This is a genomic window from Paenibacillus sp. FSL H7-0756, from assembly GCF_038006765.1.
GTDB lineage: Bacteria > Bacillota > Bacilli > Paenibacillales > Paenibacillaceae > Paenibacillus_AQ.
The window spans coordinates 2245173-2269947 of the sequence record NZ_JBBOVT010000001.1 but is presented as its reverse complement, the minus strand read 5'-3'; the positions used below and the strand labels follow the sequence as shown (position 1 = coordinate 2269947).

At 54.7% G+C, this 24775-nt stretch carries 21 protein-coding genes; 6 read left to right on the top strand and 15 right to left on the bottom strand.

The features are described from left to right. Window positions 1–400: 400 nt before the first annotated feature. Window positions 401–5335: a WIAG-tail domain gene (locus NST04_RS10070; protein ID WP_341184127.1), complete on the bottom strand. Its 4935-nt coding sequence runs from the start codon at window positions 5333–5335 to the stop codon at window positions 401–403. A 220-nt stretch (window positions 5336–5555) separates the two neighbouring features. On the opposite strand from NST04_RS10070, the gene NST04_RS10065 reads away from it, so the two are divergent. Beyond that, on the top strand, window positions 5556–6653 hold the full coding sequence (locus NST04_RS10065; protein ID WP_341184126.1) for a YheC/YheD family endospore coat-associated protein: 1098 nt from the start codon (window positions 5556–5558) through the stop codon (window positions 6651–6653). Window positions 6654–6744: 91 nt separating this feature from the next. Continuing rightward, window positions 6745–7536, top strand: coding sequence for an archaetidylserine decarboxylase (gene asd, locus NST04_RS10060; protein WP_341184125.1), 792 nt, complete (start codon window positions 6745–6747; stop codon window positions 7534–7536). A gap of 146 nt (window positions 7537–7682) precedes the next feature. Here asd and NST04_RS10055 read toward each other — a convergent pair whose 3' ends face one another. The 5 genes from NST04_RS10055 to NST04_RS10035 form a co-directional block, all read right to left on the bottom strand. Then, window positions 7683–8189: a DUF2569 domain-containing protein gene (locus NST04_RS10055; RefSeq protein WP_341184124.1), complete on the bottom strand. Its 507-nt coding sequence runs from the start codon at window positions 8187–8189 to the stop codon at window positions 7683–7685. A 58-nt stretch (window positions 8190–8247) separates the two neighbouring features. Next, window positions 8248–9093: an imm11 family protein gene (locus tag NST04_RS10050; protein WP_341184123.1), complete on the bottom strand. Its 846-nt coding sequence runs from the start codon at window positions 9091–9093 to the stop codon at window positions 8248–8250. A 61-nt stretch (window positions 9094–9154) separates the two neighbouring features. Further along, window positions 9155–9985 carry an imm11 family protein gene (locus NST04_RS10045; RefSeq protein ID WP_341184122.1) on the bottom strand — a complete coding sequence of 277 codons (831 nt, stop codon included), beginning with the start codon at window positions 9983–9985 and terminating at the stop codon, window positions 9155–9157. Between the two features lie 149 nt (window positions 9986–10134). Then, window positions 10135–10884: a 2,3-diphosphoglycerate-dependent phosphoglycerate mutase gene (gpmA, locus tag NST04_RS10040; protein WP_341184121.1), complete on the bottom strand. Its 750-nt coding sequence runs from the start codon at window positions 10882–10884 to the stop codon at window positions 10135–10137. 426 nt (window positions 10885–11310) lie between these two features. Next, window positions 11311–12096 (bottom strand): AraC family transcriptional regulator, encoded by a 786-nt coding sequence (locus NST04_RS10035; protein WP_341184120.1) that lies wholly within the window; start codon window positions 12094–12096, stop codon window positions 11311–11313. Window positions 12097–12319: 223 nt separating this feature from the next. Here NST04_RS10035 and NST04_RS10030 point away from each other — a divergent pair, with 223 nt between their 5' ends. Next, window positions 12320–13621 (top strand): aminotransferase class I/II-fold pyridoxal phosphate-dependent enzyme, encoded by a 1302-nt coding sequence (locus tag NST04_RS10030; protein WP_341184119.1) that lies wholly within the window; start codon window positions 12320–12322, stop codon window positions 13619–13621. 155 nt (window positions 13622–13776) lie between these two features. Further along, window positions 13777–13890, top strand: coding sequence for a YjcZ family sporulation protein (locus NST04_RS10025; protein WP_209875980.1), 114 nt, complete (start codon window positions 13777–13779; stop codon window positions 13888–13890). Window positions 13891–14103: 213 nt separating this feature from the next. Here the strand turns inward: NST04_RS10025 and NST04_RS10020 are convergent, their stop codons facing one another. The 5 genes from NST04_RS10020 to NST04_RS10000 form a co-directional block, all read right to left on the bottom strand. Then, the gene (locus NST04_RS10020) at window positions 14104–15324 is read right to left on the bottom strand and encodes an ABC transporter permease (protein WP_341184118.1); all 1221 of its coding nucleotides are present in this window, start codon (window positions 15322–15324) and stop codon (window positions 14104–14106) included. A gap of 1 nt (window position 15325) precedes the next feature. Continuing rightward, a complete protein-coding gene (locus NST04_RS10015) occupies window positions 15326–16072 on the bottom strand; it encodes an ABC transporter ATP-binding protein (protein WP_036701580.1) in 747 nt (248 codons plus the stop codon). After that, entirely contained in the window at window positions 16069–17556 is a 1488-nt protein-coding gene (locus NST04_RS10010) for a DEAD/DEAH box helicase (RefSeq protein ID WP_341184117.1), read from the bottom strand. The genes NST04_RS10015 and NST04_RS10010 overlap by 4 nt, the downstream gene beginning before the upstream one ends. A 174-nt stretch (window positions 17557–17730) precedes the next feature. Beyond that, window positions 17731–18507, bottom strand: coding sequence for an SDR family NAD(P)-dependent oxidoreductase (locus NST04_RS10005; RefSeq protein WP_341184116.1), 777 nt, complete (start codon window positions 18505–18507; stop codon window positions 17731–17733). Window positions 18508–18535: 28 nt separating this feature from the next. Continuing rightward, window positions 18536–18991: a chemotaxis protein CheX gene (locus tag NST04_RS10000; protein ID WP_036701585.1), complete on the bottom strand. Its 456-nt coding sequence runs from the start codon at window positions 18989–18991 to the stop codon at window positions 18536–18538. Window positions 18992–19377: 386 nt separating this feature from the next. On the opposite strand from NST04_RS10000, the gene NST04_RS09995 reads away from it, so the two are divergent. Beyond that, window positions 19378–20280, top strand: a complete 903-nt coding sequence (locus tag NST04_RS09995) for a LysR family transcriptional regulator (RefSeq protein ID WP_036701586.1) — start codon at window positions 19378–19380, stop codon at window positions 20278–20280. A 45-nt stretch (window positions 20281–20325) separates the two neighbouring features. Continuing rightward, complete coding sequence (locus NST04_RS09990) at window positions 20326–21135, top strand: histidinol-phosphatase (RefSeq protein ID WP_341184115.1); 810 nt, start codon at window positions 20326–20328, stop codon at window positions 21133–21135. A gap of 217 nt (window positions 21136–21352) precedes the next feature. Here NST04_RS09990 and NST04_RS09985 read toward each other — a convergent pair whose 3' ends face one another. The 4 genes from NST04_RS09985 to NST04_RS09970 form a co-directional block, all read right to left on the bottom strand. Continuing rightward, on the bottom strand, window positions 21353–22093 hold the full coding sequence (locus NST04_RS09985) for an NADPH-dependent oxidoreductase (protein ID WP_341184114.1): 741 nt from the start codon (window positions 22091–22093) through the stop codon (window positions 21353–21355). Window positions 22094–22427: 334 nt separating this feature from the next. Beyond that, on the bottom strand, window positions 22428–22970 hold the full coding sequence (locus tag NST04_RS09980) for a GNAT family N-acetyltransferase (protein ID WP_341184113.1): 543 nt from the start codon (window positions 22968–22970) through the stop codon (window positions 22428–22430). A 52-nt stretch (window positions 22971–23022) separates the two neighbouring features. After that, on the bottom strand, window positions 23023–23955 hold the full coding sequence (locus tag NST04_RS09975) for a metallophosphoesterase (protein WP_341184112.1): 933 nt from the start codon (window positions 23953–23955) through the stop codon (window positions 23023–23025). A 37-nt stretch (window positions 23956–23992) separates the two neighbouring features. Continuing rightward, window positions 23993–24679 carry an ion channel gene (locus NST04_RS09970; RefSeq protein ID WP_341184111.1) on the bottom strand — a complete coding sequence of 229 codons (687 nt, stop codon included), beginning with the start codon at window positions 24677–24679 and terminating at the stop codon, window positions 23993–23995. Window positions 24680–24775 lie beyond the last annotated feature (96 nt).

Here is a 24775-nt window from a genome sequence, read left to right as displayed (position 1 = left end):
CCGTACAATTGAATGTTGAACAAAGGCCATTTTCCATCCAAAACACAACATTCCACTGTATGAAGTACAATAGAATCTAATTTTGCAGTCGGATATGCGTTTTCTATTGCAGGAAATACAATCAAACTGCTTCATAAACCGATGATTGGCGCAGTTATGCGCCTTTTTCCAACTCCACCTGTCCTTCCTCTCACAACTACTGCTCCACAGACAAATAGAGATAGCAGCCGTTTCAGCGAGAAATAGAAGGATAATGTATAGCGTAAAACTTATAAATTCTTATATTACAAGGAAAGACGCAGCCAACGGCTGCGCCTCATACACTTCCAACCTGTCTACGATCTGAGCTTTTGTTACATCAATGAGGATTCGTGTTCCCAATACCCGATTAAAGTCTGAATCAATCAAAAGCACGATGCTCCACAGCAGGTTTGAGAAGCGGAGTGCCGAGCGCAATCCACGACAGCACGCCATAGAAATGCTGAGTCTCGCGCAGCCGTACGACCTCAATGGTTGCTCCTCCGCCCGTTCTGTTCTTCAGCGAAGCATGGAAGTACGGCTGGTTAGCCATGGCAACCAGCACATAGCCGGTATGACCGAAGCTCTCGTCAAAAGAAACCGTCACCTCTACACTCTCCGCCTCACCATTGAACATAAACGCCGTCATCCCGAACTGCTGCAAAACATCGCGGTTCCCGACACTCTGCACCGGATGGAAGGACAGATGCTCCGCATTGACTGATCCGGGAGCCAGATGCTCCCCGTTCACTGCACCCTGAGCAATATGATGGCTCTGGATGCTGTCTTCTTCCAGATGCCGGGACTGGACGGCAAAGGGAGCGATTTTCGAAGCCTTAACCGCCTCATCCTGCAGTTCAGTACTGCCTACCGCTCCTTCAGCCAGATGCCCGGTACCGATGCTGTGAAGAGCAAGCTTCTCTCCGTTTACACTATGGTCCGGGAGCAGCTCCGAGGTCAGCGTGCCCTCAGCCAGATGCTCACGCTGGATGCTGCCCTCACGGAGATGGCTGCTATCTACTGATCCGGGAGCCAGATGATCCCCGTTCACTGCACCCTGAGCAATATGATGGCTCTGGATGCTGTCTTCTTCCAGATGCCGGGACTGGACGGCAAAGGGAGCGATTTTCGAAGCCTTAACCGCTTCATCCTGCAGTTCAGTGCTGCCTACCGCTCCTCCAGCCAGATGGCCGGTGCCGACACTGTGAATCGCAAGCTTCGCTCCGTTCACACTATGGTCCGGGAGCAGCTCCGCGGTCAGCGCATCCCCGGCCAGATGCTCCAGGCCGATGCTGCCGGGACGGATATGGCGCCCGTCAACGATTCCGGGAGACAGATGGCCTCCGTAGATGCTGCCCGGAGCGAGATGATTAGGCCCCACTGCTCCTGGTGCCAGCTTGCTTCCGTCTATGCTGCCTTCTCCCAGCAGCTCAGAGGTCAGCGTCCCCTCGGCCAGATGCTCACGCTGGATGCTGCCCGCGCGGATATGGCTGCTATCCACTGAATCAGGGGCCAGATGATCCCCGCTCACCGCATTCTGAACAATGTGGTAGCTCTGTACGCTGTCTTCTTCCAAATGCCGGGACTGGATGGCAAAGGAAGAGATTTTGGCGCCATCCACCGCTTCATCTTGAAGCTCTGAGCTTCCCACTGCGCCTTCCGCCAGTTGCCTGGTTCCAATGCTGTGAGGAGCAACCTTCCCCCCTGTAATACTGCCGTCCTGCAAAAGCTCGGCGGTCCGGGCATCCTGAGCCAGATGCTCCAGGCTGATGCTGCCGGGACGGATATGACAGCTATCCACCGCTTCAGGCGCGAGGTGACCTCCATAAATGCTGCCGGAAGCCAGATGGATAGAGCCCACAGAACCCGCTGCCAGTTTGCTTCCTCTAATACTGCCATCCGGCAGGAGCTCCGCACTTCTCGTTTCCTCTGCCAGATGCGCCAGCCGGATAATCCCTGAGCTTAAATGACGCTCCTGAATTACTCCACCTGCAAGATGTTCTGCGTCCACACTCTGCGGCTGGAGATGCTGCGAACCCACTGCGCCTTCGGCCAGCTTGCTTCCACCTATGCTGCCATCCGGCAGTATCTCTGAGCTTCTCGTTTCCTCTGCCAGATGCGCCAGCCGGATAATTCCCGACCCCAAATGATGCTCCTGGATCACTCTACCTGCAAGATGCTCTCCGTTCACGCTCTGCGGCTGGAGATGCTGCGAATTCACTGCGCCTTCGGCCAGCTTGCTTCCACCTATACTGCCATCCGGCAGCAGGTCCGCGCTGCGCGTCTCTTCTGCCAGATGCGCCAGCCGGATAATTCCTGAGTCTAAATGATGCTCCTGAATCGCTCTACCTGCAAGATGCTCTCCGTGCACGCTCTGCGGCTGGAGATGCTGCGAATCCACTGCGCCTTCGGCCAGCTTGCTTCCACCTATACTGCCGTCCGGCAGCAGGTCTGCACTTCTCGTCTCCTCTGCCAGATGCGCCAGCCGGATAATTCCTGAGCCCAAATGACGTTCTTGAATCACTCCGCCCGCAAGATGCTCTGTTTCCACGCTCTGCGGCTGGAGATGCTGCGAATCCACTGCGCCTTCGGCCAGCTTGCTTCCACTTATGCTGCCATCCGGCAGCAGGTCCGCGCCCCGCGTATCGGGAGCCAGATGACTGAGCTGAATGCTGCCGGCGCGGATATGCCGGCTGCTTACTGCATCCGCAGCCAGATGGCCGCCATACACACTGCCCGCAGCCAGATGGAAGGCCCCTACCACTCCTGCCCCCAGCTTGCTGCCTGCGATGCTGCCATCCGGGAGAAGATCCGCACTGCGCGTCTCCTTGGCCAGATGGGCCAGCGTAATCTCCCCGGCACCAATATGCCGGGCTTCCACCGCTGCCTGGGCCAAATGAACACCCTGAACACTCGCTTCAGCCAAATGAACCGATTCTACAGCACCCGCTGCCAGCTTCTCCGCGCCAATGCTGCTGTCGGGCAGAAGCTCCGCACTGCGGACCTCCTCTGCCAGATGCGCCAGACGAATACCGCCATCTGCGAGATGCCGCCCTTCCACTGAGGCCTCAGCCAGCTGGATTCCGCCCACACTGCCGGGAGTGAGATGGCGGGAAGCCACCGCTTCCTCGGCCAGCTTCGTGCCGCTGATACTGCCATCCTGAATCTGGATGGAGGAGACAGAGCTTGGAATAAGATGCCCGTTGCCAACCGACATCGGCCGGATATGTGCACCGCCTACGCTGCCCGCTGCCAGATGTCTGCCTTGCACAGAGGCATCCTTAAGCGAATCCGGGCCGACTGCGCCTTCCGACAAATGCTCGCTCTGCACTGCTGAGGCTGCCAGCTTCTCCGCACTCACACTGCCGTCAGCCAGCTTAATGGAAGTGACAGCCAGATCACCGAGCTTATCCGTTGAGACACTCTCCGGCGATAGCTTCAGTGAAGTGACGGCATAGTCAGCCAAATGATGCGGCTGCACAATCGCCGCAGTCAGATGGGCCTCCTTGACGGCACCGGAGGACAGCTTATCTGCCGTTACTGAACCGGATTGCAGCGCGGATGAAGTCACACTGCTGTCTCCCAGATGCCGGCGTTCGATAGCGCCGGATGCCAGATGACCAGCATCAACAGCCTCTTCCTGCAGCACCCGTCCGCTGATGCTGCCGTCCGCCAGATGCTTCTCCTCCACGGCGCAGACCGCAATATGCTCTCCGCTGACCGCTTCTTTTGCAAGAATCGTACCTCCGACCGCGCCCATGGCCAGCTTGGCGGTAATGATGCTGCCGTCCGCCAGCTTGGCTGCGGTAATACTCTGGGGGCTAATATGTTCTCCTGTAACGGATTCATACCCCAGTTGTTCTTCCGTAACTGCCCCTTTGGCCAGATGGCCGGTCAGGACGGAATGCTCCTGCAGCTGGGCAGAGCCTACAGATTCTGCGGCCAGATGAGAATTATCCACGGCTTCGCGCTGCAGATGAGCCGAAGTGACCGCCTGCGTGGCAATCTGCGCACTGCGCACTGCAGATTTCGCAATATGGCGCGTCATTACGGCTTCATCGGCCAGCTTATGGGCGAGAATGCTCTGATCCGCGATTTTGGAAGAGGTGACCGCCTGCTCAATCAGCTGTGTAGTTCCTACCGCGCCGTCCGCCAGCTTCACAAAAGAAATGCTGCGGTCTGCCAGATGACGGCTGCCAACCTCACCTTCGGCGATATGGTCCGCATGGATGCTATCCGGGTTAATATGCTGGCTGCGGACAGCCTTCGCCGCGATCTGCCGGGACCCGGCAGCCCCATCTGCAAGATGCCCGCTCTCAATAATACCGGGCTGAAGCTGCTCCTTGCCGATCAGGCGCGCCGCCAGCTGTTCCCGTCCAATGGCACCCGGTGCCAGATGCTTCGCGGTAATGACGCCTTCCCCCACATGCCGGCTCTCGATCACCGCATCGCCCAGCTTGACACCGCTGATCTCGCCATCGGCAATTTTATCAGCGGACACCGCTTCGTCAGCCAGCTTAGAGCGGTCAATACTGCCGTTGCTGAGATGGCGGCTGTCAATGCTGCTGCTGAGAATCTTCTCACCGGTCACCGCCCCATCGTCCAGCAGCTCAGCCGTGATAATGAACTCACTAAGATGCCTGCTGCTGATCGCACCATCGGCAATATGTCCGCCACTGATCATCCGGTCTGCCAGCTTCTCGGGACCAATGCTGCCATCCTTCAGCTTCTCGCCGCCGATAGAGTGATCCAGCAGCTTGCCCCCGCTGATACTGCTCTCCGCCAGATGCTCACCGGTAACGGACTCCGGCGCTATCTTCGAGGAGGTAACCGCCCGGTCCGCAAGGTTGATGCTCTGCACCGCATAGTCCTGCAGCCAGGGTGTGCCAATGATGCCATGCTTTAGCCTGGACCCGTCAATGGTGCGTGGAGCAATCTTGGCACCGGTGACGGCGCCATCAGACAGATCATCGGTGTATACGGGCTGCAGGCGTTCTTTTTCCAGGGGAGCCGTTACCTCAGCTTCAAGCAGGACAGCACGATCCTCCTGCACGCGTACCACTTCCGTCACCGTTCCTTGATTCCCCTCCAGTGCAGGTACAGTCTGCCGAGGCGTCGCGGTCAATTCCAGCATCTCCACCCCGCTCACCTGCAGGGTAATATCTTCTGCCTCTGCCGATTCCACCGCTGCCGATTGTTGGGTTTTCTGTGTTTTGGGACTGCTGTCCAGCATGCTAAGTTCAGTCGTATCGGGATTATCCACGTAATAGAGCGGTCTTTTGGTACTGCGCTGCTGTTTTCGTTTGGGACCCTTCACAAGCAGTCTCCTCCTTCCATCTAATGTATCTTCTAGGCATCATATGCAGCAGCATAGGCGGATGACACCCTTCTCCTTACCAGTCATCCAATCTTCTCCTTTCAAAAAAGGGCATCTGCCGCCGCGCATCCGTCCAACCCTTACGGGCACGTACATACATACAATGACAGGAGACATAAAAACAGCCGGGAAGTACTTCAAGATAACAGGAGGAACGAACATGGGGCAAAAGCTTGTTGGGATACTGCTAAATGCCGCTATGCACGGGGGCGTTCCCCGGTTAAAAACCGGACAGGAATCTCTGGCCAACTACGAAGAGGCCGCCGCCGCATACGGATTAACCCCTTGCTTTGTGAAGCTGTCCGACATCGACGCGGCGTCCGGCTTCAGCAGTGTCTATATGAAGAAAGGTCCGCAAGGATACCGCAAACAAATCATTCCTACGCCGGAGGTCATCCACAACCGGGCAATCTATGATCCTGGCAGCACTGGCGTCGAGCGCCTGCTGCGGCAGGGAATTCAGGTCTATAACAGCTGCAACCGCTACGGCAAGGATCAGATTCACGGCCTGCTGGAGCGCAGCCGCGAACTGCAAGCATATCTGCCGGTCACTGCAAGCGGACTCTCCGGCCTGAGGGAGATGATGAGCCGCTACCCGGATTTGATCCTCAAGCCTTGCCGGGGCAGCGTGGGTAACGGTGTGATGCGGCTCACCCGCAGCGGTGAAGGGCGCTGGCTCTGGAGCTACTCTCTCTCCGGCTCAAGACGCAAGATTAGCAGAGCCGTTAATCCAGACGCCCTTCCCCGGGTCCTCCGCGCCCGGCTCTCTTCTGTGCCCTATCTGGTCCAGGAACGGATTCCGCTGGCCGAGATTAACGGACGCCCTTTTGACCTGCGTGTCACGGTACAGCGGGGCTGGGGCGGAGCGTGGCAGGTCACCGGCCTGTTCGCCAAGCTGGCTGCGCCCGGCGGTTTTGTATCGAACATTGCCAGAGGGGGCGAAGCCCTCAAGTCCTCTTTTGCCCTGGAGCAGGTATTCCCCGGAGATGAGGCAGCCAGAATCCGTATGTCCGTCCTCTCCCTCAGTCTCGCCATCGCCCGTGAACTGGAGAAGAGTCTGCCGGGGCTGGCCGATATCGGTCTGGACATCGGTGTCACGAAGCACGGACATCTGTATTTCATTGAATGCAACGGACGCGACCAGCGTTACGGCTTCCAAAAGGCTGGACTGCGCGGCGTATGGAAAGACAGCTACCGCCAGCCTATGGGCTATGCCAGATATCTGTACGAAGAAGCATTAAGAATGAACTCTTATTGATTTGTCTCCTATTCTATGTCAATATAATGCAGAGCGGGTGGAGTCCCTTGGCACGGGATTTTTACTGCTGCATGATGGAAGGGAGATGGGCATGGTTAAACAATTGCTGCGGCTGATGACCGAGCTATCCTCGCACAGATGGCTTTCCAGGTTGATGGGGGCTTTATCCCACAGCAGACTCAGCCGCCTTATGATTCCGGTATTTATTCGTTCCTATCAGATTCCTGCCGCCGAGGCGGAGAAGGCTGCCGGAGAATACCGTACACTGAATGAATTCTTCAGCCGCCGCCTGAAGCCGGGAATGCGCCCGGTGGCCAGCGGTGAGCATGCCGTAGCCAGTCCTGTAGACGCTATGATTACGGCAATGGGCGAAATCAACTGCGGCACAATAATGAATGTGAAGGGGCAGGATTATACGCTGGAGGATTTGCTTAATCACTCGCCACACCTCGAACTGTACAAGAAAGGCTATTATTTTGTCCTCTACTTAAGCCCTACCGATTATCACCGGATTCACTCCCCGTTAACCGGACAGCTGAGGGAGAGCGATTATATCCGCGGACGGGCTTATCCCGTGAATGATTTCGGCATGCGCCATATGAAGAGTGTCCTGAGCCGTAACGAACGGCTGATTACCTATATAGCCGGCAGCTATGGCGAGACCGCCGTGGTTAAGGTAGGCGCAATGAATGTGAGCAGTATCCGCTACACCGATGAGGCGGCCAAAGAATGGCAGCGCGGCGACGACCTGGCTTATTTCGAATTCGGTTCCACGGTAGTCCTGCTGCTGGAGAGCGGCACCTTCACCCCGCGCCCGGGGCTTACCCCGGACACGAAGGTGAAGATGGGCGAGCTGCTGGGAGAGATGCGGCGGCCGGTGTAACATTAGGCGCTTCCGGCCTGCGTAACAAGATTAATCTGCAGAATAACCCCCGCCCAAGGACACGAAGCCGCGTACCTTGGGCGGGGGTTATTTGCACTGTAATGAGGCTTCCGGGCGGGCTTAGACCCTGCGTTCGCCGGAGCTTTTTAACGGATAAAGGTGTACCTTACGCGCTCTGATTTCCGGAAGTAAGCTGTCCATATCGCACAGGTGAATAATGCTCTAATCAGATCACGCATACTGCTTCCATCCTGCAGCTCATTGGCAACAGGAATATTCATCACAAGCACATAATCAATGATCCCGATCAGCAGGTTGACGGAATACAGCAGGATCATCATGCGCGGCAGAAGTGCCTTTTTTTGATAAAACAAAATCAAAGTAAATATAGTAAGCAATAGCAGCACTCCGTTCGCAGCGGCTTCAAATATAATGGCCGGCGCCCAGAGCGGATGATACATCTTCCCTTGCGGGGATGCCAGAAGATCCCAATACTCCCGGCTGAAGCTTGGAATATTGTAGTTCACCAGCTGATACGATACTTGAATTAATGTTGCGAATAATCCGATCTGCACCAGCACCAGCCAGCCTCCGAGACCTGACGGGCGTAACGGTGGATATACATGTGGTTCTTTTTCAACCTCTGCTTCCAACTTTATTCCCCCTCTAATGCGGTGAAGAAGATATGAGGGCCGCTTTAACGAGTACATTTCATTCTTCCGGAAGCTTCGATTTTATTTGAGTGTAGTCAACTTCATGCCATAGGTAGCCTAGCAGGATGGGTGGAATATATGCAGGTCTACCCCATTCGTATTTCAAATCCACCATAAGTTCTCCCAGCCATAATTCCCCCTTTTCATCATATAGCATTCTCCATTTTCCACTGGCAACCGCTTTTCCCTGCTCCATAAGAATACGAGCCTCTTCATAAGAAAACTCTGTCCCTTTGCTATGCTCAATGGCTTGTAGTGCGGCTTCATATTTACGTTGTTGTACTTGCTCCATTTCTTCTGTGAACTCTGAATCATATACAACTGAGAAGTCCAAGCCTGGCAATTGATGTTCTTCAATAAGCTCTTTAAATAATTCTGTTACATATACTTTAGAGGTTGCTTGCTCTTTAATTTTGAATAAATAGGTCTGTTCAGGGATTTTAGTATAATCAAACACCAATTTATCAAAACCCATAAAATACTTTTCTTGTAGCCATTTTGCCTTTGACTTCTGCCAATCCACACAATCTAAAATATTGATTACATTAATCATAAAGATATCAAGCTCATCGTGAATGAGGGGTAGGAACTCAACCTCGGTGGATATATAAGGCATAAGTATATTCATCGCTTTATACGATACTATTGGTTTTTCATCTATGAGATATGGGAACTCATTAAATTTTCTTTTTTTATAAGTTTGAATTTTGACAGGCTCCCATTTCCCTAATAGCTTTTGACCTTGAAAGTCTTCACGAATAGTATGCAATGATAGTTCATTATAATTTTCTAAAAACAATGTTGTGGTAGTGGAATGCTTAACCTTCAGATCATAAACCTTCATTTTATGCACCTCATTATTTCAATTTTTCATCCGATTATTTGAAATAACAGATCATTTATACCTATGTATGCTTCATTTGGGTAAAACCAACCTCATGCCATGCGCAGCCAAAGAAGATTGGTGGAATATATACAGGTCTACCCCATTCGTGTTTCAAATCCGGCATAAGTTCTCCCAGCCATAATTCCCCCTTTTCATCATATAGCATTCTCCATTTTCCACTGGCAACCGCTTTTCCCTGCTCCATAAGAATACGAGCCTCTTCATAAGAAAACTCCGTCCCTTTGCTATGCTCAATGGCATCAAGGGCTGCTTGATAATTCTGTTTCTGTTCTTCTTCTTTTTCTGCAGTAAAAGCTGAATCGTAAACCTCTGAGAAATCCAAGCCCTTAAGGCCGTGGAGCTCCACTAGGTCTTTAAATGCTTCAGTTACAAACTCACAAACCTTAGCCGTTTCTTTAATTTTAAAAATATAGGTATTGTCCGGTATTTGGGAAAAATCAAAAACAAGTTTGTTAAATCCAGCAAAAGTGCCTAAACTTGTTAATTTGATTACAGATCTGTTGTAATCCACGCAATCAAGAATATTAGTTACATTAATCATTGAGAGCTCTAAAGATGGGTGAATCAATGGTAGAAATTCAACTTCTTTTTCAAGATAAGGTCCCAATATCCCCTTCGCCTTTCCTGATATTACTCGTTGACCACTTAAGTAACTAGGAAAGTCACTCTTCTTCTTCTTTTTTTTATTTGTAAACATGAGGGGTGGGGTCCAGAATAGTAGTTTGGATTCACCAGTGAAGTTAGTTTCAATTGGGTGCTCTGAATCAGTGGATTTATCAAGTGTTAAATCTAGATAGTTATCTGCACATCTTATTCTATATACTTTCATTTCGTCCTCCTATTTCAAAGCTATTTACTATATTGTATAAAATCCCCATAGCTGCTGGCTATTACATTTCCACTCTCCCTTAACACTCACACAAAACGCCAAGAAGCCCTGCAGCAAATTCTGCAGGGCTTATATCATATATAGCTAAACTACTCCGTAACCTTACTCTGGTTCGCCACCTCACGCGCCTTCTGCTGCACCTCTTCGGGTTCGCCGAGGTAGAAGCGGCTGAGCGGCTTCACATCGTCGTCGAGCTTGTAGACCAGCGGAACGCCGGTCGGGATATTGAGATCCAGCAGCGCGGTCTCGTCGATATCCTCCATGTACTTAATCAGGGCCCGCAGCGTATTGCCGTGCGCCGAGATCAGCACCCGCTCCTTCTTGCGGATCAGCGGGACAATCCGGTTGGCCCAGAAGTCGCCGACCCGGTGTACGGTATCCTCCAGGCTCTCCCCATGCGGAATGTCGCCCGGCCGCACTTCCTTGTAGCGGACATCGTGTCTCGCATACCGTGGATCATCCGACTCCAGCTGCGGAGGCCGGACCGAGAGGCTGCGCCGCCAGATATGGAGCTGTTCCTCACCGTATTTCAGGGCAGTCTCGCTCTTACTGAGGCCCTGCAGCGCCCCGTAATGGCGCTCATTCAGCTTCCATGACTTCTGCACCGGAATCCACAGCAGGTCCATCTCATCCAGAATATAGTTCAGCGTCTTGATCGAACGCTTCAGCACCGAAGCGAATGCAAGATCGAAGGTGTATCCGTTCTCCTTCAGCAGCCGGCCCGCTTTCTTGGCCTCCTCCACACCCTTCTCCGTCAGATCGGGATCACTCCAGCCCGTAAACAGATTCTGCCGGTTGTATTCACTCTCACCATGCCGTATCAGAACGATTTCGTACATAAGTATTCTCCTTCTCCCGTGTATGATTGGCTTCTCTTGCTTCTATTCTGTCACAGAGCAGTGTCCGCTTCAACTTCAGGCCTATCTTGCGGACTGGGGGGCCGCTATTTCAGCTATTCTGCCAGATCACGCAGGGCAAGCGGACTCAGATGTTCTTAAGTTTGCCTATTCCCCTCTATTTCAGCCCCAATCAGTCAGATAACGGCCCAAGAGTCCGCAACGGGAGGAATAAGTACCATTTTCGCAAAATAAGGCCCTTACGGTCCGCATGGCACACACAGCACACATAGCACGCATAGCACACATAGCACACATAGCACACATAGCACACATAGCACACATGGCACATCAAGCACACAAAGCATACACAGCACATCTAGCACCCGAGGTACCTATACTACACTCAGCACGATACTCCCCGCCGCTTCAGCGGATCTCCGAAGGGCTTTTCCCGGTATGCTGCTTGAATTGGCGGCTGAAAAAGAAGATGTCCCGGTAGCCAAGCGCATCCGCCACCTCCGTGACATTCATACCTGCGTACAGCAGCAGATGCTGGGCACGTTCGATCCGTGCGCGGATCACATAGGACTGGACCGAGGAGCCGGTGATCTCCTTGAACTTGATTGAGAAGTAACGCGGGGACAACCCCGCCCGGGCGGCCAGGTCCTCTACCCGGTGCGCGGCCCCGGGATGCTGGCTGACATAGTTGGCGACCTCGTGGATCACCTCCGCCAGCTGGTTGCTGACATGGCGCTCGACCGGCCTCGCCTGATCCTGCCGCAGCAGATGAATCATGAGCTGCTTCAGAATCAGACGGCCCTCCTCCTCCGCCGCATAGGTCTGCACCAGGAACAGCCGGACATAACGGGCGAGCAGATGCTCGAACTCCACCGTCTCGGTCAGCTCATGGTAAGGGGCCGGCAGCTCCGTGATCTCCTCCGTCACATCGAAGTGAATATATGTAATGACAAGCGGTTTCTGTGGATTATGTGTGGCACTGGTATAATCCCCCGGCCGGAACAGGAAGCAGCTTCCCTTCCCCACCTGATAGGGCACGCCGTTACGCACAACCGTACCCTCTCCACTCCAGACATAGAACAAGTCATAGTTTTGCAGCGGCTTCTCTCTTTTCTGCCATTTCCAGCCCGGTTCACAGACAATCTTCGCCAGGGCCGGGAGGATGACAAAAGAGGATGGCGATGCATGAAGCATATCGTTCCCTCCTATAGATGTAGCGTTAGCTTACTTTTCATAATACCTTGTCCGGTTCCTGTTTGTACATCTTCTGCATGCCGCAACGGAGCAGACCGCCGCCGGATTCCAAAACTATTTATCAAATCACCGCATTACTCAGTGACGGCGGCAATCCACGGTGTTATAATGTTAGGCAATGTTAACGTATATATCCCAGAAGAATACCGGAAGGATGAAACTGATGAATCCACTGGCTGGACAATTGAATGACAGCATCAAGGCAGGCAATGAACATGTATACGATATGCTCTCGAGTCTCGGTAAAGCGATCTATTTTCCCAAAGAGGGGATTCTGAGCCAATCCGCAGAGGCAACGGCTCATGCTAAAAAGTATAACGCCACCATCGGGATTGCTACCGAGAACGGGTTGCCGATGCACCTTGGCGTAATCCAGGATAAGCTCTCCGCCTACAGTCCCAAAGACCTGTACGGCTATGCGCCTCCAGCAGGCAAGCCGGAGCTTCGCTCCGTCTGGCGGGAGAAGATGCTGCGTGAGAATCCGTCGCTTGAAGGCAAGTCTTTCAGTAATCCAATCGTCACGAATGCGCTGACCCACGGGCTTAGCATCGTTGCCGATCTGTTCGCAGAGCAAGGGGATGCCGTCATTTATCCGGACAAAAACTGGGAGAACTACGAGCTGACCTTCGGCATCCGCCGGCTGACCGAAACCGTGAATTACCCGCTCTTCACGGAGGACATGAGCTTCAACAGCGAAGGGCTGCTGGATGCCCTGCTGGCCCAGAAGGACCGCGGCAAAGCCATCGTCCTGCTTAACTTCCCGAATAATCCAACCGGATATACGCCCGGCCTTGCAGAAGGCGAGGCTATTGTTGCCGCTATCCTGCGTGCCGCCGAAGCAGGCGTTAATGTGGTAGTGGTCAGCGATGATGCTTATTTCGGACTCTTTTTCGAGGATTCGCTTAAGGAATCCCTGTTCGGCAAGCTGGCGAATCTGCATCCGCGCGTGCTGGCGGTCAAGATTGACGGAGCCACCAAGGAAGAATTCGTCTGGGGCTTCCGCGTCGGCTTCATCACCTACGCTTCGGAGGACAAGGAGCTGCTGGCTGCGCTGGAACAAAAAACGCTCGGCATTATCCGGGCTACCATCTCCAGCGGCGCGCATCCATCGCAGACCTTCGTGCTCGACGCGCTGAAGGCACCGGAATTCGCTGCACAGAAGGAAGAGAAGTTCCAGATCATGAAAGGCCGGGCCAACAAAGTGAAGGCGCTGCTGGACAGCGGTAAATACGGCGATGATGTGTGGACCTATTATCCGTTCAACTCCGGGTACTTCATGTGCCTGAAGCTCTTCACCGTCTCTGCGGAAGATCTGCGGCTTCACCTGATTCACACCTACGGCCTGGGCACCATCGCCCTTGGCGAGAGCGACCTGCGCATTGCCTTCTCCTGTATCGAGGAGGATCAGCTGGAGGATCTGTTCGATCTCGTCTATGCAGGCATCCGTGATTTGGAGAAGGCCTGATCATCCGCCTTAGCATAACTGTGTCAGCCCCTGAAGGCGGGGGCTGATTTTTTTTGCCCGGTGCTATGGCATTGGCCTATACACGTTCTTCCCTCCGCACATACAATACGATGTACTCAAGTACAACACACTCACACGCGAAAGGGGAATGAACAATGAGCGAAGAAGTTAGAGGCGGATACGGATACGGCGGCGGGTTCACAAGCACTGGAGCCATTCTGGTTCTCTTTATCCTGCTGGTTATCATCAGCCGTTCACTCTTTGTCTAACAGGGAGTGAGTCCCCTGGAGGGAGCTGCGCGCTCTCTCCGATCCACGTGTTATAGCATTCCCTGCACCACCTGAGATGAAGAGGGAATTCCCTATTATACATTCTTTTCTTCTGAAAATGGCCTCAGACTCCGCATCCGCGAGAGCCTGAGGCCATTTGTTATAAGCACACCCGGCTTGCGGGTGACGCCTTGTCTGCTGCTGCAATCCGTTCTACAGGTCGTCTTCATCCGCACGCGCTTCCTTGCGGGTGGAGCTTACCTTGAACAGATACGCCAGCAGGAATCCGCAGGCGAAGGTAGACAGTACTTCCAGCGGCCGCTGCCCGGCCTGAAGCAGGAGCGGCAATCCGGTCAGCAGCGCCAGGACCAGATGGGCCCGGAAGACAAACTGGATCGTTCCCTTGCTCTTGCTGCCCTCCGGCAGCGGGTAGACGGTCAGCCAGAACGATTCGCTGTGCAGCTTGCGCAGCGCCGTCAGCTGAATGCCCATCAGAAAGAGGAAGAATATATAGATGCCGATGCCGAGATAGCTATCCTTCATCATCCACACCAGGAACATATCCAGCACCGCCATCCGCAGGACGATGCCGAAGACGTCACCACGGGCAAAGCTTTTGGTCAGGAGGAACCGGTAGGCGGAATCCCGCTGCCAGCTGAGCCCGCTGCCCCAACGCGTCAGATAACGGCGGGCATAGACCCGCTGCTCGCGTCCCGGAACATCGACGAACCAGCCGAGGACCATCAGCGCCCGGGTTCCCTGGTTCTTCTCCATAGTGATCAGGCGTTCCCACGGAACAGCATGCCGTCCGGGAACAGCCAGTGCGGCCACATAGGCTGCGGCCAGAATCAGGATGAAGATCAGGGCGCGCAGGGACGGCTGCCATAGCCATGCCCCAACCATTAGACCGCCGACCGCCCAGCGCAGCAGGTTATAGCCTGCCGCAGCGGGGCGGGAGAGCATCGCCGTCTCCCGCCATAACCCGTAGCTGGATAACAGCTTGACCAGAATGAGTACCAGCAGGGTAGCCAGCAGTCCCCGGGGTGACTCCTCGGTGCGTATGTACAGCGGCCATAATGTAATGAGGATAAAGGCCAGGCGCAGAATCTTCCATACATTGCCGCTGACCCAGGACGGGGCGAAATACTCCCTCATCCGGTGGCCCTGCGGCAGCAGGAAGATCGTATCCGGAGTCTGCAGATACGTCCGGAAGCTGCTGTGCACCGCCGCAGGCACCAACAGGACGAACATAATCCAGCGGATCGGTATGCCGGGCGGAATATCGCGCAGCAGCGCTGTGTACCAGGCGGAGAACATAATCAACACCAGCAGGAACACCATGGCTACCCCGCTCTGAATGATATATCCGGCATAAGGGATCAGGCTGCCTGTGAACCGGCTGCGCCGCTGCCGGCGCAGCTCCTTCAAATCCATATCATTTCCCTCCTTGAACCAGCTCATAGAACAGCTGCTCCAAATTCAAGCCCTGCCGCCCTGCCTTCGCGGTCATCTCGGCGAGGGTCCCTTCGGCAATCACCTTACCGCCGTGCAGCACGATGAACCGGTCACAATAGTTCTCAATCGTGGAGAGAATATGCGAGCTGAGCAGAATCGAAGCTCCGGACTTCTTCAGGTCCAGCATGAAATCGAGCAGCGAGCGGATACCCAGCGGGTCGAGGCCAAGGAACGGCTCGTCGATGACATACAGGGCCGGACGCGCTACGAACGCGCACATGATCATCACCTTCTGCTTCATGCCCTTGGACAGATGGGAGGACAAGGTATCCATCTTGTCCTCCATATTGAAGAGTGCTGCCAGCTGGCTGGTGCGTGATTCATAATCACTGCGTTCCACACCATACGCTCTGGCTGTGAATTCCACATGCTCACGAACCGTCATTTCCTCATAGAGGAGAGGGGATTCCGGCACGAAGGACAGCGCACTGTGGTAGCTCTCCGGATCGCTGCTGCGCGTCTTCCCCTGTACCGTGATCTCACCCTTATGCGGGGACATCAGCCCCAGGATATGCTTCATTGTGGTGCTCTTGCCCGCACCATTCAGTCCGATTAACCCAACCATCTCACCGGGCTGCACCTGCAGGCCGATGTCATGCAGCACCGGCTTGTTCAGGCTGTAGCCTCCGCTGAGGCCCGTAATTTCCAATACGGGAGCTGTATTCATTGACCGTCACCTCTCGGGGTTTTGTTCTTGAGCCATTTCGGGGCTCCCTTATTCTTGCGGTTCTTGTCCCGCTCCGCCTGGCTGCGGGCCTTGCCCCCGGGCCCCGCCGCACTGCGCGTGCCGGCGCTCACTCCCGGCCGGTGCTGCTCGCGCCGCACCGTAAGGCCACTGCCGCCAGCCGCTGTGCCCGGCTGCCCTGCCGGCGCGTCGCCGCCCGTCCCTCCGGCTGCTGTTCCAGCCGCCGAGGTCCGCACCTGCGGCTTGCCGGTGCGCGCTGCAATGCCGCCGCGCGGTTCAGCCCCTTCGCGGCGCTCCTTCGCGCCGCCGCTGCGCAGCTCGGCGCGTCCGCCTTCCGCCAGCGCCTTGCCGAAGGCCATCTCCCGCTCGTCCAGCTGGATATCCAGCTCGCGGGCGAATTTGCGCATGATGAACGTCTGCTGCTCCGTAACGATCGTTACGGATAAGCCGCGTTTACCCATGCGCCCGGTCCGTCCGGCACGGTGGACATAGTGCTCGGAGTCAAAGGCCGGATCGAAGCTGACGACAAGCGTCAGATTCTCAATGTCCAGGCCCCGCGCCGCTACGTCACTGGCGACCAGGACCTTAAGCTTGCCGTCCCGGAAGCGGGTCAGCACGTTTGCGCGCGTCACCTTGTCGGCGTCGCCGTACAGTGCTGCGGCTGGGAGCCCCAGGTGGTTTAGCTTCGCTGTCACCTCAGCGATGTCGTCCGTAGCGTTCACGAACACAATGGCCCGGTCCGGCTTATAGTGGCGGATGACCCGGCGCAGCATATCGATCTTGTTCCGCTCCTCGCACACCACATAGTGATGTTCCAGGCTCTGGGCAGTCATCATGCCGGGGTCGATGCCGACCTCCGCCGGATTCTTCATCTCCCGGTTCGCCAACAGACGGGTCTCCGGTCCAATCGTAGCCGACAGCATGACCAGCTGCCGCGTACGCAGCGCACTGCTGACGATCTTCGTCACTTCGCCCGCACCGCTAAGCTGGAACATCTGATCTGCCTCATCAAGAATAATTGTGCTCACCTCATGCATCTTGAGCTTGCGCAGCCCGATCAGCTCACGTATGCGTCCCGGGGTGCCTACCACCAGCTGCGGATGCTCCCGCAGCTTGTCAATCTGGCGCTTGATCGCCGCCCCGCCGATCAGCCCTATAGCCCGGATGCCACGGTGTGCCCCGTAGCGCTCCGCTTCACGCAGGATCTGCATCGCCAGCTCCTGCGTTGGGGCCAGCACCAGCTTTTGCACCGATTTCGAGTCCGGGTTAATCCCTTGCAGCAGCGGCAGCAGATAAGCCAGTGTCTTGCCTGTTCCTGTCTGGGATGCGGCCAGAACATCTCTTCCTTCCAGCAGAAGCGGAATCGTCTGCTCCTGTACAGGGGATGGTTCGGTGATGCCGAATTCAGACAATCGGGCAGCAAGGTCTTCCTGGATGCCGATAGCCGCAAAAGAAGCTTTATTCATAATAGGGTTTCATCCTTTTCACTTAAGATAATATGTTCATTATATGCCAAAAAGGCCTCTCCACCAAATGGAAGGCCATAAAATCTAAGTTGGGGCCGTATTTAAACGGTCATACCATCCTGTATACCAAAGGGGGACAAGTCGTTCACGCCACACATCAAAACTACAATTTATTCATTTTCTGTTCATCAGGTTATAGGTCAGCTTGTCTGCCAGCCGCGGGAACAGGCCATAGAGCCGGATGCCGAAGCCTGCCAGACCGGGCAGGTCCACTTCCTCTTTACCCTTATCCATCAGCTTAACGATCTTCGCGGACACATGCTGCGGCGTCATCATGATCCGGCTTACGCTTCGTTCATAGTTACCGGAAGGGTCGGCGGTCTTGAAGAATTCGGTGGCGATGGGTCCGGGGTTCACAGCCGAGACAATAATACCGCTCTTCCGCAGCTCCTGGCGGAGCGCATTGGTGAAGCCGAGAACGGCATGCTTGGTGGCCGTGTAGGACACTGAGCGTGCGGTTCCGATTTTGCCGGCCATGGAAGCCACGTTCACGATCTGACCGCTGCCGCGCGTAAGCATATGAGGAACGACAGCCTTGGTGCAGCGCACAATTCCCATATAGTTAACATCCATCATATCAGCGAACTCTTCAGACTCCATCTCTGTAAAAGCCGCAAACTTGCCGTAACCGGCATTATTAAGCAGAATGTCAATTCTGCCGTATTGCTCCAGGATCTCCGCAAAGGTATGCTTCACCGCCGCCTCATCGGTCACATCACAGATGAACAGCCCATGCTCCCCCTGGATGCCCGCCGCAACAGCCTGCAGCTTGTCTCTGGACCGGGCCAGAAGAACGGGAACCGCCTCTAGCCCGCTGAGCATCTGCGCCGTAAGCGCGCCAATTCCGCTCGAAGCTCCTGTAATTACCACAATCTTGCCTTGTAATGCCATGGAATAGATTCAACTCCCGATTATCCGCCTAAGAGATCATTACCTGAATATCAAGCTCCCCGATGCCTTCCATCACAAGAGGAATACTCAGCGCTTTGCGCGGCAGTATAGACATGCTCTCGGACTTCATCAGCTTCGGCGGGGTAATGTCTACCGACACCCCCTGATTGGAGAGAATAGTACTGGCATTGCCGCTGATCATATTGCCCAGCTCGGAAATGGCGCTCTGGCCCATCTCATCCATCTCTGTTATCACATAACCGCCCATCATGGCCGACACCATCTTAAGTGCTACCGGTTCGGCAATCCCGAAGATAATATTCCCGCTGAGCTGACCTGTCATTCCCACTTGAATCCATATATGATTATCGATCAGTTCAATATCCTTAATCCCCAGCATACCGGTGGACGGCGAGACTTGGATCACCTGTTCAATTACAATGCGCGCAGACTCTAAAAACGGATTGATTACTTCTGCTTTCATGAAAGTGCTGTCCCCCTCGACCAGTCTTTAGTCATATACCAAAAGTCCTAAGCAATAAAATTTATTATACTTCATATATCGGCATTATTCACCAAAAATTAATGGTCTTGTCGAATGATTTCTGAAGATAGTTTGGAGCCCAACATTGCCCTCCCGGGAGGAATCTCCTATAATTTAATCAATAAACGTAAGATCTGCGGCGTCACACCCTCCGAGTGCAGCACTCACAGCGACCCTTGTACCTATCTACTTTGTCAGAATCCGCGGCTTGCAGACTCTAATTCTGGAAGCTTGCATGTGCACATACGCCCTCCGGAAAGCTGCGGCTTTCCCTGTTTGTACAAATATACGGCGGCACCATCCGGTAGCCATAAGGGGGACAGTCCATGAATATCAGCCAGCTCGAAACACTGATCACCATCTCCAAAACCATGAGCTTCCGCAAGGCGGGAGAGCTGCTCAACCTGACGCAGCCGGCGGTCTCGGCCCAGATCAAAAGCCTGGAGGAAGAGTTCAAAACCCAGCTTGTTGACCGGAATCAGCCGGTGACGCTGACGGACAGGGGCAAGGTCTTCCTCGCCCACGCGGAACAGATTGTCGGAATCGTAGATGAGCTTAAGCAGCGCCTTGCCGATCTCGAAGAGAATCCCCAAGGGCATATTATTCTCGGTACGACCACCTCCATCGCCATCCAGATTCTCCCCCGGGTGCTCTCCTATTTCCAGGATCAGTTCCCTCATATCAAAACCTCGATCTCATCCATGTCCTCCTCCCAGATCTACCAGCAAGTCGAGAACGGGATTGTGGATGTCGGCATCGGCTACCTGATCGGCCGCAATCCGGGAATGACGACCTCGGTCCTGTATTATGATACTTTCGAACTGGTTGTCTCCCCCCGCCATCCGCTGGCCCAGGTCAAAACAGCCGGGATCGAGGCACTGGGCACCATCCCGCTCATCCTGCTCTCACCGGATACGGTCGGCCGGAAATTTGTCGACGAGGTGCTGGCGAGACACGGTATTCAGCCGCTGGTAATTATGGAGCTGACCAGCAGTGAGGAAGTGAAGCGGATGGTCGAGCTTGATCTGGGAGCGGCGGTCATCTCCAAGCAGTCTGTCACTGCCGAGGTCAGAAGCGGAACCCTGCGCATCGTCCCGATCATCGAGCTTGAGGTTACCCATCCTGTAGGTGTCATTACCAAGTCCGGCAAGTATGTCAACTCTGCGATGAGGCAGTTCCTGAGCGACCTCAAGGGAATGCCCGAGACCCAGTTCATCGGCTCAGAGTAACCTGCACCCTATTTAGCCATATTAGCCTAAGGAGATGTTCCCATTATGAAGTTCGACCTGCATACCCATCATTTCCGCTGCGGCCATGCTGACGGTACGATCCGGGATTATATTGAAGCCGGAATAGCGGCGGGGCTGGATGTTATCGGTATTTCCGATCATTCGCCTTACTTCGGAAGCCCGTCTGAGCAGGCTTTTCCGCGCATTGCCATGGCCAAGTCTGAGCTGGTCCACTATGTGGAGGAAGTATTGTCGCTGCAAAAAGAATACGAAGGCCGTATTGATGTCCTGCTCGGCATGGAATCCGACTTCTTTCCGGAGCATGCGGAGTTGTACCGCAAGACCTACGCCGCCTACCCGTTCGATTATGTAATCGGCTCCGTGCATCATGTTGAGGAGGTCAGTATCTTCAACCAGGGACGCTGGAAGGGGCTTGACCCCGCGCAGAGGCTTGCCTCCAAAAGCGAGTACTACCGGCTGATTGCCGAATCCGCACGCAGCGGCATCTTCCAGATTCTCGGCCATATCGATGCCATGAAGGGCAACTATCCGCCCTTCTCCGAGATCGCTGCTCCCAAGGAGATTGACGAAGCCTTGCGCGTGATCGGCGAATGCGGCCCGGCCATCGAGATCAACACCTCCGGCGGCACCAAGCTGTGCGGCGGCTGGTACCCATCCGATGAGATTCTGGAGCGGGCCCTGCACTTCGGCGTGGAGGTCAGCTTCGGTTCCGATGCCCATCTACCTGCACGTGTTGCCGACCAGCGTAATCAGGTGGCTGCGCGGCTGAAAGAGATTGGCTTCGAATACTGGGTCTATTACAAGCGCCGCGAGAAGGTTAAGGTTGCGTTGTAGGCAGACGCATAATTCATTTCAAAAACCCCGCCTTGCCAAAGTCTGCACCAGACTTGCAAGGCGGGGTTTCTATTGGGCTAAGTCGATACTATTAGAGAAGCGGACTACAAACTGTTAGCTGCTACCTTCCAACTCTTCACTAACATCTAACAGCTGCCTGCCCACCGACTGAGCCGCAGATCCCGGGAGGATCTGCATTCCTCCAGATGTTAACTAGTTACTCCTTATTCAGATTCTCACAGGTGAAGCCCTGCTGCTTCAGCGTACGCTGTGAGTCCCCATACTGCGGATTCAGAGCGTAGAAGCGGGCAATCATGCTGGTCCAGCTCCGCTCCGTCAGCCCCTGGGACTTGAGCAGCTCCCGGTGGGTCTCATTATATTCTTCGATCAAGTGTTGCTGATCAGGGTTATAGACCTCTTCATGGTATACAGCTGCTATAGGCAGGCGTGAACTCTTCGGCTGTTCTCCCGCCGGATAGCCAATGCAGAGACCGACCACAGGAAATACATACTCTGGCAGCTGCAACAGTTCAATCACTCCTGCCGTGTTGCGGCGCACGCCCCCGATCGGGATAATCCCCAGCCCCAGCGACTCGGCGGCAGCCACTGCGTTCGCTAGCGCAATGCCGGCATCCGTAGCTCCAACCAGCAGCGCGTCTACATCCGCAGCCGTTTCGAACGGCTGGCCTTCCAGCTCCGCCGCAAGCTTGGCCCGGTGAAAGTCCATGCAGAACACCAGGAAGACCGGCGCTGCCGCCACGTGCTTCTGGTTGCCGCACAGCACCGACAGCTGCTGCCTGCGTTCCTCACTGCGTACCGCAATCATCGATACCTGCTGGCCGTTCACCCAAGACGGTGCCGCCTGAGCTGCCTCAATAATCGTCTTCAGCTTCCAAGGCTCCACCGCCTGCCCGCTGTAGTTCCGGAACGAACGGTGGTTCATAAGTAATCTAATCACATCATTCAAAGGTTCATTTCCTCTCCCATCTATATTTGTCCATGTACCATCTACACTATCATAGCCCAATCCCCTTGGAGACTGCCAGCACACAATGTTTAATACCGCAAATATGGTGGCTGCAAATTCAGGGGCACTAATGCCCCTCATTCACTCCTCCAGCCCACTTCTAGCCGATCCAAAGGGATTTATCCCTTTCATCTCGGGCCCCTACCCGCACACGCCCAAAAAAAATGGACCCGAATCATCGGGTCCCAACAGCAGTTATATTTTCAAAAGGGGGTCATGTACTTAGTTTAACCGCTGACTGTTAGAGTTTGATAACGGCATTATTTCATTTGTGTAACAATGTGAATACTTTCATTACATCGCCCGAGCCGTCCGCCATCGGCAGGGTCCGCTCCAAGGTGAGGCCGTTCCTCAGCATGACCTGAGCGGACCGGTGATTATCCCCCCGGCAACGTCCCTCGACCTTCCTCAGGCCCAGTTCACTGAAGCTATAAGCCAGTAGCAATCCCAGTGCCTCAGCCGCATAGCCGCGGCCCCAGCATAACGGATTCAGCATATAGCCCAGTACCGCATGGCCCTCCTGCCGGTTCCAATTCTGCAAGGAGACTGATCCTATCAGCTCCGGCTGGCCTAAGATATAGATTCCTGCATGCAGCGCGCCGGGATCGTAGCCATGCAGCATCCGGGTCACCAGTTTATCCAGCACGCCCTGCCGGGAAGTCGATGCATGGCGCAGCTGAATATGCGGCTGCACCTCCGGATGGGAGAGGAGCGACTTCAGCAGCGCTCCGTCGCCGGACGCCATATTCTTCAGTTCCACCATAGAGCCTTGCAGCAACATCCCCATGATCATCTCATAAGTGCTCATGAACTTCTCCCTCTTCTTCTCCCGCCTATGGCGCCCCTCTCTTGCAGTCCGGCTACCCCCGGCGCAGAGTCAGCACGGTAAGCTCCGGGCGGCACAGGAAGCGCAGCGGCATCATTGTCTCGCCGAAGCCCCTGTTCACATACACCGGCATCGCCTTATTCTCTGTATAATACAAGCCGTCTATGTATTTCTTAGATCCGTAAGGCGTGAACGGCGCTCCGACCAGCGGCAGACGAATCTGACCGCCATGACTATGACCTGAGAGCTGAAGATGAAAAGGATAGGCTTCCGCCACCTCGGCGTAATCCGGCTCATGCATCAGCAGCACCGTGAAGATGCCTTCTGGAATATCCCGGACAGCTGCCTCCGGGTCCGGCTTGCCGTGCAGCATGTCATCCAGTCCTGCTACGGCAATCGTCGCTCCGCCTTGCTTGATCAGATAAGACTCGTTCCGCAGGACGCGGAATCCGGCCTCCGTCAGCAGACGGGTCAGCAGCTCCGTATTCTTGTAATCATGGTTCCCGAGGATGGCATACTTCCCAAGCGGGGCCTGCAGCTCCGCCAGCAGAGGGACTGCATCGGTCAGATCTTCAGCATAGCTGTCTACGATATCCCCGGTGAAGCAGATCAGATCCGGCTGTTCTTCCTTGATATGCTTCGTCAGCCGGGCCAGATCCTTCGCATCCTTGTTGAAGCCCAGATGCACATCGCTGAAATGGACCAGCCGGGTCCCTGCGAACGCGGACGGCAGCTCGGCAAGCGGCAGCTCCCGGCGGGTCACCTCTAACCAGTTCGGCTCTCCCTGCCAGGCATAGCCGCCGGCGAGGAGGCCTGCGCCGACTACCGCGCCTGCCCCCCGGGCCAGGAACTGTCGGCGGGTCATCTTGCGGCCGCCCCGGCCTTCCGGCTTCGGGGGGCCAGTTCCCGCGCCGTCCGCCGCAGCGGAAACTGTACGTTCGGGAGAGCCTCCGAACGATTTTTTCATAGGGAGATTCTCCTCTCTGTCTTGAATTCTAATCGGGTTATTGTCGATCCTCTACGGCTTCATCCACCTTGTCATCAATATCTACTTCAATGGCTGCCTCAACCTCTTCCTCTGTGGTATTTCCCCCAAGAATCTTGCGGAACAAGCCCAGCATGGATAGCGCATAAGCGACCGTAATGAAGCTGAAGCAAATCTGCATAACTACAACCAGCCTTGAGGTATTGTCTATGGGAGCTATATCCCCGTAACCGACTGTCGTAAAAGTAGCCACGCTGAAATAGAGGAACGTAATGAACTGGCTAAGCAGATCCTCGCCCAACCCTTTTCCCTGGAACGAGGACTGTCCAAACAACTTATATATCGATGTATATACGACTGTAAAAAAAATAATACAGGTGAATGCAGCGATGCTGATCCGGACCAGCGTCTGCTGCAGCCTGACCTCCTTGCTGTTGGAATCCCTGATTTCATGGAAAATAAACAGAATATAGAACAAGACTGAAGCCAGGACAAAAAACAGAATCAGTCCGCGCAGTCCCCGGTTGCCAGGTACAATCGTACCCAGATCGATTAGGTTCAGCAGATCCTCCACTGAGATCAGCGCATAGATGAGAATAGGAGCGAGCAGCACGCCTCGGCCTATCCAGCTCAGCTTCAACCGGGCAAACCTCACTACCAGGAATACAATGACAATGATATTGAAAGCCCAGATCCACCATGCCATGGCCTTTACACTCCTGTTCTATGCTCCCGGCTTCCCGCCGGGAAGGTCCTTATCCGGTCCTGCTTATACTCGCAGAGCAGCGGCTTGCCCGGACTT